Source organism: Cryobacterium sp. Y29 (assembly GCF_002929825.1).
GTDB lineage: Bacteria > Actinomycetota > Actinomycetes > Actinomycetales > Microbacteriaceae > Cryobacterium.
Genome location: NZ_PJJN01000012.1, coordinates 1 through 10,238 on the forward strand (window position 1 = coordinate 1; position 10,238 = coordinate 10,238).

Here is a 10,238-nt window from a genome sequence, read left to right on the forward strand (position 1 = left end):
CCGACAAACCCACCGAGAATGACCGACTCGAACTAGCCGCCTAAACTCCCACTGGCCTCATTCACCTTGACAAATTCCGGGTCGCCACAGTGGTCGACACAAGCCAGTAATCCCGCCCGTAAAGTTGGAAATTGAAGACTTAGCAAACGCCATAGGCAACACGACTGTTGAGGCCATACACGCGTTCCAGCAGGCATCGGTTGCGAAAAATACCACCATCGGCTACGCGTCCGACTGGCGTGCATTCACTATCTGGTGCGAGGAACAGTCAATGATCGCCCTACCAGCCGAGCCGCTGACCGTCGCCGCGTATCTGACCTTCCATGCCAACCTCGTCGACGCAGACGGTGACTATTTCTATGCGGTGGGCACCCTAAAGCGCTGGCTCGCAGCCATCAACAAAGCGCACGAACTACGCTCGGAAACCAAGCCCGGACCCCATCCAGAAGTAGCAACAACCATCAGTGGAATATCCCGCAAACATGCACGCCCCATCGCTCGGAAGGCCCCTCTCCTCTTGGCCGATCTTAAGCGGGTGCTTGGCGAGATCGACTTGAGCTCTTGGCCTGCGGGTGTCATTGGCCACCGAGATCACGCGATGTTACTCATGGGCTTCACGGGGGCCTACCGCCGTTCCGAGCTGGCTGGCCTCCAGATTGGGGACATTGTTTTTCATATCGACGACGGGCTTCACGTTCTGTTGCGAAGTTCCAAAACCGACCAAGAGGGGCGCGGATTGATCAAAGGGTTACCTTACGGGTCGAGTCCGTTGAGCTGCCCACCATGCGCGTTCGCACGCTGGGTCCGAGTTCTCGCTGCGTCCGAAAATGATCAAGCCACACTCAAACGCACGCTGGAGACGGCCAACACACTGAAACATGTCTGTCGCGACCCGCTTCCTGAACTCCTTCGTCTCGACGCAAATTCGGCTGCCTTTCGCCCGGTTATGAAGAATGGGCGAATCATGGACCGACCCATCACCGGCGCAGTCGTAAACTCGACTGTAAAAAGCAGAGCAGCAAATGCCGGTCTGAACTCGGTCACACTCGGCGCCCATTCGCTCCGAGCCGGTTTCGTCACGCAGGCGTTCCGCGCGGGCGCTTCCCACCACGAGATCATGCGCCAGACGGGACACAAATCCGTTGCAGTCTTAGAGACCTACTCTCGCGAGAACAATCCGCTTCTGCACAACGCAGTTACGGGGATTGGTCTTTGAGGCTTACCGTCTTAACGATCTAGGGGAAAGTACTCCTCGGACGCCGGACCTTTCGGAACTGAGTATTTGAGGCTTTGAGCACCACCCAGTCGTGCGGTTCAGCACCACCGATCGTGCGTGAGAGCACCACGAATTGCATGGTTCAGCACCACTGGCCCACCGAGCCAATATTTGCCCACCGATGAGGCTGTTTTTACCTGGCTCTGCAGTGCCGGTCTGGGGACACATCATGTTGCGGTTGCTCCGATCCATCATGGCGTCCACGTCGAACCTTTTCCGGTCCGTTGGCACCTGCTCTTCGGTGAGCGCTCGATCATGACACCGTCGCCGTTGGCGACTAGCGCTCGTGAGTAGCGCTAGTCCGGGCGGGTGGTAGCGAAATCCCGCGAACTCGGTAGCACTCGGGTCTGTGCGCTGCTCTGCTGTGAGGTGACGCCGATTTGGACGTTCTCGTTCATCGTTATGGGGCGGGTCCCGCGTCATTGGCCGTAAGGAGATCCCTTAGTGAGCATCCTGGCGTCGAGCAATGACCGCCGCTTGAGGGCGCTGGCCTGCAGTTTTCCGCGCATGCGATTCGACAACGTCGAAGCCGGCGCGGCCCAGCTCCGCGCTGATCGCGTCCACGGGCCACCGGTACGCCGGTGTGATCGCGTGCGCGAACTTCTCGACCGCCGGGCCTTCAAAGAACCCGACAAGGAGTGTGCCTCCAGGCTTGATCACGCGGCTGAATTCGCGCAATGGAACCTGGATCGCGCCGGGCTCGTTGTGAATGAGTGAGTACCACGACAGAACCCCACCGACCGAATTAGTGCCAGCGTCGATGGAATCGAGATCTTCGATGGCGAAGTCCACGGTGGAGAAAGCGTTTGTGGCATGAGCAATGAATTCAGGCACTTGATCGATGCCCCGAGCGATCAAACCCTGCTGGGTCAGGAAGTGCGTCCAATGACCCGGGCCACAACCCGCGGCGATGAGGTTGCCATGGACGTCGCCTGCCCACGTAGACACGATCTGCAGATCCGATGGATGAACCGAACTCATTGAGCCCAACAGATCTATGTACTCCGTCGCCCTGCGGAGTATGCGGCGCGACTCGCATCGTTGGGCATGCCCTCAAGTCTCAGCAGATCGAATCGAGCTACCCGCAAGACGGTGGCTCAGCGAGCAGCCTAAACGTAAGTCTCCAGTTCTCAGCCAAGCGCCTGGTCCGGGGACAAAAGTGATTGCTCAGTCGTGGTGCGGCACGATATTTCGGGCGATCGCGTACTCAAGAACGTGGCCGGCGAACCGAGACTATGTTGCTCGAGTGTTGACATAATCACGGAGGTCCATTCCCCTAGCGCCGCCCGGCGGCCATCATTGTCGAAAGCGATGCGTTGGGAATGGAGAAAGGATGGGGAGCGAAGCTGTCACCCAGCCCGCTGACGTGGGAGTGCTTTTCGTTCATGGCATCGGCTCTCAGCGGAAGGGTGAAGGTCTCAATGAGACAGGCAACGCGCTCCTCCGTTGGTTTCGTGCTCTCACACAGGTAAAAGGGTTCGAGAAGAGCTCTGCTGAAATCGGCACGGTAACGACGTGGCTCGACCAGCCCGCGAACGCCGAACTCCGGCTATCTCTACCCCACGGGGAAATCCGCCACTGGGTTCTGGCGGAGTCGCATTGGTCAAATGTGTTCCTGCCGCCGACTATCGCCTCGACGTTGCGGTGGACGTTCACTGTCAGCCCCGGCTTATTTCTATCTCGGGCGGTGGAGTCGCTTGTCCACGCGTTCGCCGCCTGGTCCGGTTTTCCTTTGCATTGGTGGCGCATTCTCATCGCGGCCATGTGGCTGGTGGCTGTCGTGCCCGTGTCTCTCGCTCTTATCGTTCTACTTTCGGTTCTGATTCTATTTCGCTTTCTCATCCCGATCGCCGGGGTAAGAGACGCGTTAGCAAAACTCGAAGTTCTGTTGACGTCCAGCCTCGGCGATAGTTGCCTCTTCTCCGAGAACGCAATAAGCCGTGGCGCCATGGTCTCAAAGGTTCGGTCTGAGATCGATTGGCTTGCCGACCGATCGAACCGCGTGATTGTCGTCGCACATTCCCAAGGTGCGGCCGTCGCAGTCCATGCGCTCGAAGTCGGTTCGGCCGTCGATACACTGATCACTTTCGGGGCAGGAATTAGCCAACTTCAGTGGGTGCGATCGGGCTCCGATAATGCGGCGACCTCGAGCATGCGATGGCTCCGTCTCATTGCGTGGGTGGGGCTGCTACTAGTGGTCGGGGTGGCCACATTCCAATTCGTACGACTCGCTCTTGGGGAATCTCTCGAGCCCTTTCTATGGGTCGTTACCCTGATCGGGTGGGCGCCGCTGGCGTGGTTCTCCGCGTCGATCTTCAAGGAGGTTCACGCGTCCTCGCGGGTTGGGCCGGGATGCGAAATGCCCGCCAAACTCGCCGACCGCTGGTGGGACATTTGGGCTTCTGCCGATCCCGTTTCAGGAGGTCCATCCACGTCCTGGACCTATAGAAATGTTTCCGACTTTCGCGCCTTTAATTCGGGAAACGTCCTGACTGACCACACTGCTTATTACAACAATGCCGACGACTTTGTAACGCGCATTGCTCTTGCGGGGCTCATACCGCCGGCAAAATCTCTCCGACCGAGCTATTCGAAGAAGCTTCAGTCATGGGCATGGCGACGCTCCACTTTGCGGCTTCGACGCGGTCGTTGGTTGGAGATTTGGCGGCTGAGCATGCTGGCCCTTTTCGCGGCGGTTGCGTTGCGCTTCTACTCGTACGCAAGCGAGCAGGTCGGCGACATGGTGGACGGACTGCCGCTCCCACATGACTGGGGAGTGTGGACGGGGAACGGCGGGGTGCAGGTCGGCATGGTCGTTTTAGCGCTCGGGTGCACGGTAGCGTTCTGCTACTGGCTCGGCCTGCTCTACTGGAAAGTGTGGGCTTGGATCGACGCCGACTCTATCGCGGCAATTTTTCGCGGCGCCAAGCCTCTCGACAACGATCGACAGATTACCGACCGGCTACAGCTATGGGCCCTGACCGTGGGCGCGGCCCTTCCCTGGCTCGCCGTTGTCATTGCCGTCGCCATCTTCTTTGGCGCCTCAACTCTGCTTGACTTCTTCGGCTGGGCAGTCTCCGCCTTAGGCGTGGGCATTATCGTCTACATTCTGTCCTTGCCGCTCAACGCGTTTCTCCGCAGGATTGTGGTGCGCGATCCAGCGGTTCGCCTGAGGTTGAAGGTGTCATCTAGCCATGCTTGGCTCATTGCCGTTCCCGTCTGGTCGATAATGTGGGCATTTTCCCTCGTGATTCTCGATCCAGACGAATTTCTCCTCGTCACGCGCTCGATGTCATTGGCGCAGCACGGACCCGCGGTCTCCCTTATGTTGCCCTTGACTTGGTTGATACTCGGCCTGCGTGTGTCCCGTGGGACTAGACGTCAGCGACCGACTGTGCTCCTCAGATTCGTTCGGAACCCTGCTACGTATCAGCCGGTCAAGTACCGGGTTATGGACATCGCTCATAACCGGGTTGAGGCCGCGGGCGTCGTAGCTGTGCTTGCCTTCCAAATTGCCGTGTTCGTGACGTTGCCCCTTATGTCTGATCAGGCTCAGACTATCGCGGTTGGGTTTGCAGGAATTGGCGGGTTCTGCTTCGCGATATTCGCCGTCGCCGTCGCTGTGGGAATGGACACGCGTTGGGGGAAGATCGCGGGCGTGGTCGCGGCAGCAGCGATGCTGGGGCTGAGCGTCGGGGTGTATGTGCGCGTGTTCGCACTGCTCTCTCGGTGACAGCGAGATATTCGGCCATGACTGGACGTAAAATATAGCTGGACGTGCTTCCGGAATGTCGACCGACAATTGCAGCCGCAAGTCTCCCCAGCGTAAGTCAGCGAGGGTCTTTCTGGCACCCGTAGGCCGCTCGGCTTCGACGCTGAGCATGCCCGCAACTCAATTGGCCTCGTCCTCTGATCAACCGTGACCACCACCGCGTACTGCGCCGAGCATGTCGGTCGTGCGCCTCAAGCGGCGCCCGTCTAAACCTGACCACTTCAGGTCTCACGTCGGGTCAGATTGGTTTCAACTCCGCCGACGCTCGTCCCATTCACCGCCTCAATAATTAGGTGGGGTCAGCTCGATGGAAACGATCAGAAGTGAGGCGACGCATCATGCCGGGTGCGCATCAGTCGACGCGATGGCGACCGGGTTCCTCCAAGTCCCAACGATCCTCAGGGTCCCAGTGATCGTCGTCGCGTAAGCCGAGAACGGCGAGCATCGCGTAGCGGATGCTTACGCCTTCACGAATTGACGCTTCGTATAACCGTTGTGCCGCGTCTAGGACTCCTTCGGGGAGAATCGCTGCGGGTGCGACCACGTTTCTGCCGCCCTCCACCGTCAACAGTCCCTCCTCCGTCATACGCCGAATCGCGCGGCCTAAGGTACCTTCCGCCACTCCCAGCCTTGCTGCGAGGGTTGACCAAGACTCGAGCCGGGATCCACCGTCGCGGGCACCGACAAGAACGCTGCTCGCCAGCTGCTCGTAGGCATGCCCCCACGGGGCAAGCGCGCTTTCTTTTTTTTCGATCAAGACTCACTCCTTCTGGAGCGACTATCGCGTCAGCGCCTCAGAATACGATAACCGCTGAAATCGTTTCCAGTTGCCGCAGTCCGATTTTCACGACGCAACGCATACCGGTCACACCAATCTGACTCGTTTATCGATCGCTTGCGGCACCCCGAGCTGACTTAACGTCTCAGCAATCTTCATCAATGGAAAATATGACGATGTTTTTAAGGTGCCCTGTGAACGACTGCGGACGCTTCAGGCTTGTTACCATCGAAGCACTAAAGGCTTCTCACTCCAACATTTTGACGTAGCGGCTTAGGTTTTCATGCCGCTTATTCCTTTCGGCTGATATTTTCCGCCACACTAATTGTTTGGTGCGGCCGAGAAAGCACGTCAAGAGCTTGATGTGAGTCAATGGTTAGCGCATCAAACACCGCCGAAACGAGGATAGTGTCACGACCGGCACCAGTTGTCACGACCAATCTGAGTACACCTAGATTCCATCTATGACTGGGATCCAAGGGGGTAAAACCCCTTTGTCTTATCATCTCTCTATTTAAGACCTCATGAGGAGAGAGAGAGATGTATAGTTTCGGCCCCGTCGGCCGGAATATATATATACCCCAGCTTTATACGATGTACGTTTTGGGGGCAATGGTCGTGACAACCCCTCGTTTGGCCGTCCAATCCCAGTCATAGCTTGAATCCAGCTGTACTCAGGCACATAAGACAAACCCAAAGGCATCGGACAAGGGTTTTCCTCATCTTGCGGCGTGCTACTCGCCAATATCAATGCCCAATCAGTGCGATTGCTGGCGAGTTGCAACACCAAAAATCGCTGATCGGTTTCCGCCGCATTCAACCATTATGGAGGCGGTCAAGACGGCCCCCCCAGACGGGAGCTACATGAACGACCTATCGATCGCCAGCGTCGGCCGAGGACAGCAGACGTCCCGCGTAGTGACTTGTCGCCTAGCAAACTCGAAAACGGCATTTAAGAATTCTCCTCTCGACGCGCTGCCCCGACTAGGCGCTTCAGCGGTCGCTCACCACGAAAGAGTGACGACGGAACCCCTACCGCGCGCGCATGAACCGACCCGTGCTTTCGGACCCGAACAGCTACACGCACCCGGTTCTCTGTTCGGCTGCACGGTGCCCGCGATGCCGTACGGAGTCACCACATCATGGACGGACACCTGCATCCAGTTTAATCTCACACCGGGTTGCCCTGCTCCAAGTTGCGCTCCACCACCTCAGTTTTGGCGATCCAGATTCGAACATGCATTTCGAACTTGGATGCTTTTTCAGGCCAACAGGTCGAGAACGCTGAACCAATGATTGACAGATTGGCTGCGACCAGTACGTAACTCAGCCGCCGACATGTGCCGCACACAGAGCACGACGATTGAAAAACTAACCGGAAAGCCGTCACCGCTTTGACAGCCGCAGGCAATATCCATACCGGACCCATAGCCACCACGAAAGGCACATAATGCAGAATCAAAAACAGGACGATGCCCAGATCGACTATTTTCTTACGAACATGCGTCGGTTACGCCGCGACGGCCAACTCTCCGAATTGATGATTGCCGAGCTCAATACACGCGGCATCTCATGGGTCGATTTCAATTCGTCGGCCTTGGAGTATCGCGATGCCATCGCCGATCGGCTCGAAGAACTCGACGCTAGCGAGGATGCAGTAGATATTAAATTCAACCACCTGTTCATCTCGGTCCTCCAGGCGCGTCAATGGCAGCCCTTTGAAGTTGCTGAAGCCCTTGTCGCCGGCGAATTCGCTTGACGTGGTTCGTTCCGGGGCGCGCGTCACTCAACTGTCAAGGGTGCGCGTTCCCGATCTGCGGACTGTCAGCACCCGCTGCGGTTAATCCTCGCTGTTCGAGCGGCTGGAATCATCAGATACCTTGATCACAGTAGGCATGCCTCCCGGTTCGCCACTCGCCGGTCAGCCGTCGGTACTTTCCAGTAGGAGCCCATCGTGTTTCTTACCCCGCGGCTTTTGCCGACGACCTCGTCTACCCGCCGTGGCGATCCAGAAGGCCCAGTTCATTTGGTCGTCGAGGGTGACAATTTGCCGGTCCTCGATCGTTTGGTCGCCTTACATCCTGCCTCCGTAGACCTGATTTACATTGACCCGCCCTACAACGGGACGTCTAGACATCTTCACTACCGAGATGACCATGCCGAGTGGGTGGAAGATCTACGGGCGCGTCTGTGCTCGCCCGGCAACTCCTCACTCGCCTCGGCGTCATCGTTATCGCCGTCGACGATTCCGAGAAATCTCCAGTTGAACAGCCCTAAAAACGACTTAATATTAGGCGAGGTCGTCCACGTTCAACTCCGCGTGAATCCGACGCCAGGAAAATATCACCAACGCCACCTTCATTCAGCGAGTTTCGTGGATGGACGTGACACCTGTGTCTCCTGCGCCAATCCCCTGAAAACCGTGGACTCATTCGCAATGAATGTCGCGGACCTGTCCGCTCCCGCGCTGAGTCTCCTGGCGGCCGTTTCATTCGCCACGGGGGTATATATTCTCCCGTTCAACCTCTGCTGTGAAAACGAGCGCACTGCCGGAGAGCTCATCGACGCGGGTGACTACCCGCATTGGCAGGGTCACCACGAGCTCGTAGGTGGAACACTGGACAAATTTCGGTCTAAACATCCTCACTACTTGACGCGCGGTTGGGAGGTCTACGGCGGGCACAACCAGCGAACCTACGACCCCGCAGAGTTCCTCAACCACATGGCCGCACGCAACGCCGACGGCGGCTGGCACCCGACGGTGGTGGTTAAAAACTATAGGACGCCTGTGATTATGGACGGGCGGGCGCGAGGGCTCATTCGCTATGCAGCACACGCACGCTCGTCCCAGTGTCGTCCGCTGAACTTCATTAGTCGCGCCACACGCTGGTCACACTGAAGCCCCAAGCGCCACGCCTGCGTCCTTGCGTGGGTCATCGAAATCCACTTCAACGGATGAAATCACGCACCTGCGCCATGTGATCAGGCGTCAGACCAATTTCCGATACGGGTCTCAGACGTAGGACAGGAATACCGAGGAGTACCGCCAGTTCCGGCTGAGGCCCATACTTTTCCTCCCATTCGTCATCTTCATCGACAACGTCGTCAAGCCACACGACCTTACCGATCTGATTCCCAGCCAGATTCTGCGCCGCGACGTCTTCGAGCAGCGCTTCGAGTTTCTCCGAACCGTGTTCAGGGTTTCGCCCGCTTATCTGGAGGACTTGCCACCCCGCTGCGTTCAACCCCGTCACCGGTGCCAGGTCCGATAATGCGTAGGTCTCCCAGGAGGTGAGCCAGACGGGCTGCACGTCGGATCGAGCAGTGATCGCATTCAACTCCGTGATGAGACCTCTCGCCCAAATCACCGTGAAACCGTAGGCACGACCGCTCCCCCACGCAGCCCAACCGCTTCCCTCCGGCGGAGTGGTGCCAATCGGGCTGACCGTACCGTCGACATCAAGGTACAGGCGGGTTGTCCCGGTCATCGGATCTCACAAACGACGGGGCACCTCAGAGTGCCACGCCCACGGATATCGAGCGCGATACGAACCTCAACGCCTGGCGAGGCGTTGTCGGATTGTGGATGGACGTTTTGGGCCCTGCCCGTGAACGCGATAAAATCTGAAACCTCGCCGTTTGACTCCGGAATGACCGCGGTCGGCGGCGAGATCACGGCCCCGTGCTGACCGCGGTCGTCGCGAATCTGGTGAGGCAGGGCATTCATGACTAGATGCTCTCACGCGCCTCCGACATTGAGGTTGCCTTCACGTCCGGCACGATTCGTGGCCGCCCACCATGGGGAGAGGCCGTTGCCGGCGGCAATCGAAGTTACGTCGGATAGTCCTGTCGGCACAACGGCACACCGGCCCCCGGTCCCCGGTCCCAAGCCGACAACGTCCCCTCGGTCCGCAGCGCGTAGAAGCTCCCCAACCTGACGAAATTGCGGTCACGTCAATCCAGCCCTCCGTCGCTTCAGCGAGAGCCTTCCCAAGTTGTCCCCACGGGGCACAGTGCCGTCATGTCGCAGGGCAGCAGAGCAACCTCCACGGCCCGCAATCCCGACGACATTCGCGAGACCCGTCGCGGCCTATGTCCCCCGTCTCACAACCCATGTGATCGAAGACGGAGCCGACCCTGACCGCGATATCGAGTGATCACAGAACACCGCCTCTTATCGGTCAACGCTTTCGCGGGCTTTCGAGTCGCTACGTGGAGATATTTCACGTGACGTTCAAAACCATGAATAGGAGACTGCTTGATGGTTCCTATCTAGAGAACCTCGGGATTCAGCGCCAGGTCAAGGATCTGAGTCTCGGGCGTCCAATCGACCCCTACGTGCCAGGGTTGGGTGAGGCCAGTAGCTAATAGCAAGTCCGCCGTGTGACGTAGGGCGAGAATCAGGAATCATC

At 58.2% G+C, this 10,238-nt stretch carries 7 protein-coding genes; 4 read left to right on the top strand and 3 right to left on the bottom strand.

Features of this window, described 5'->3' with window-relative positions; genetic code table 11:
* The first annotated feature begins 124 nt into the window (after positions 1–124).
* Positions 125–1,216 (top strand): site-specific integrase, encoded by a 1,092-nt coding sequence (locus CXY74_RS00150; RefSeq protein ID WP_104198550.1) that lies wholly within the window; start codon positions 125–127, stop codon positions 1,214–1,216.
* A gap of 501 nt (positions 1,217–1,717) precedes the next feature.
* On the opposite strand, the gene CXY74_RS00155 is transcribed toward CXY74_RS00150, so the two are convergent.
* Positions 1,718–2,224, bottom strand: a complete 507-nt coding sequence (locus CXY74_RS00155) for a class I SAM-dependent methyltransferase (RefSeq protein ID WP_233193054.1) — start codon at positions 2,222–2,224, stop codon at positions 1,718–1,720.
* 385 nt (positions 2,225–2,609) lie between these two features.
* Here CXY74_RS00155 and CXY74_RS00160 point away from each other — a divergent pair, with 385 nt between their 5' ends.
* Positions 2,610–5,009: a hypothetical protein gene (locus tag CXY74_RS00160; RefSeq protein ID WP_104198552.1), complete on the top strand. Its 2,400-nt coding sequence runs from the start codon at positions 2,610–2,612 to the stop codon at positions 5,007–5,009.
* 391 nt (positions 5,010–5,400) lie between these two features.
* Here the strand turns inward: CXY74_RS00160 and CXY74_RS00165 are convergent, their stop codons facing one another.
* Positions 5,401–5,805 carry a GntR family transcriptional regulator gene (locus CXY74_RS00165; protein WP_104198553.1) on the bottom strand — a complete coding sequence of 135 codons (405 nt, stop codon included), beginning with the start codon at positions 5,803–5,805 and terminating at the stop codon, positions 5,401–5,403.
* 1,471 nt (positions 5,806–7,276) lie between these two features.
* Here CXY74_RS00165 and CXY74_RS00170 point away from each other — a divergent pair.
* Both CXY74_RS00170 and CXY74_RS17195 read left to right on the top strand, forming a co-directional pair.
* Positions 7,277–7,585 carry a hypothetical protein gene (locus CXY74_RS00170; protein ID WP_104198554.1) on the top strand — a complete coding sequence of 103 codons (309 nt, stop codon included), beginning with the start codon at positions 7,277–7,279 and terminating at the stop codon, positions 7,583–7,585.
* Between the two features lie 195 nt (positions 7,586–7,780).
* Complete coding sequence (locus tag CXY74_RS17195) at positions 7,781–8,725, top strand: hypothetical protein (protein WP_146069974.1); 945 nt, start codon at positions 7,781–7,783, stop codon at positions 8,723–8,725.
* Between the two features lie 49 nt (positions 8,726–8,774).
* On the opposite strand, the gene CXY74_RS00180 is transcribed toward CXY74_RS17195, so the two are convergent.
* Positions 8,775–9,314 (bottom strand): HAD domain-containing protein, encoded by a 540-nt coding sequence (locus CXY74_RS00180; protein ID WP_104198556.1) that lies wholly within the window; start codon positions 9,312–9,314, stop codon positions 8,775–8,777.
* Between the last annotated feature and the right edge of the window lie 924 nt (positions 9,315–10,238).

Excerpts from the sequence above, each read along its gene's own strand:
- CXY74_RS00160 (WP_104198552.1), top strand. The coding sequence starts at position 2,610 with ATGGGGAGCGAAGCTGTCACCCAGCCCGCTGACGTGGGAGTGCTTTTC.
- CXY74_RS00170 (WP_104198554.1), top strand. The coding sequence starts at position 7,277 with ATGCAGAATCAAAAACAGGACGATGCCCAGATCGACTATTTTCTTACG.
- CXY74_RS00180 (WP_104198556.1), bottom strand. The coding sequence starts at position 9,314 with ATGACCGGGACAACCCGCCTGTACCTTGATGTCGACGGTACGGTCAGC.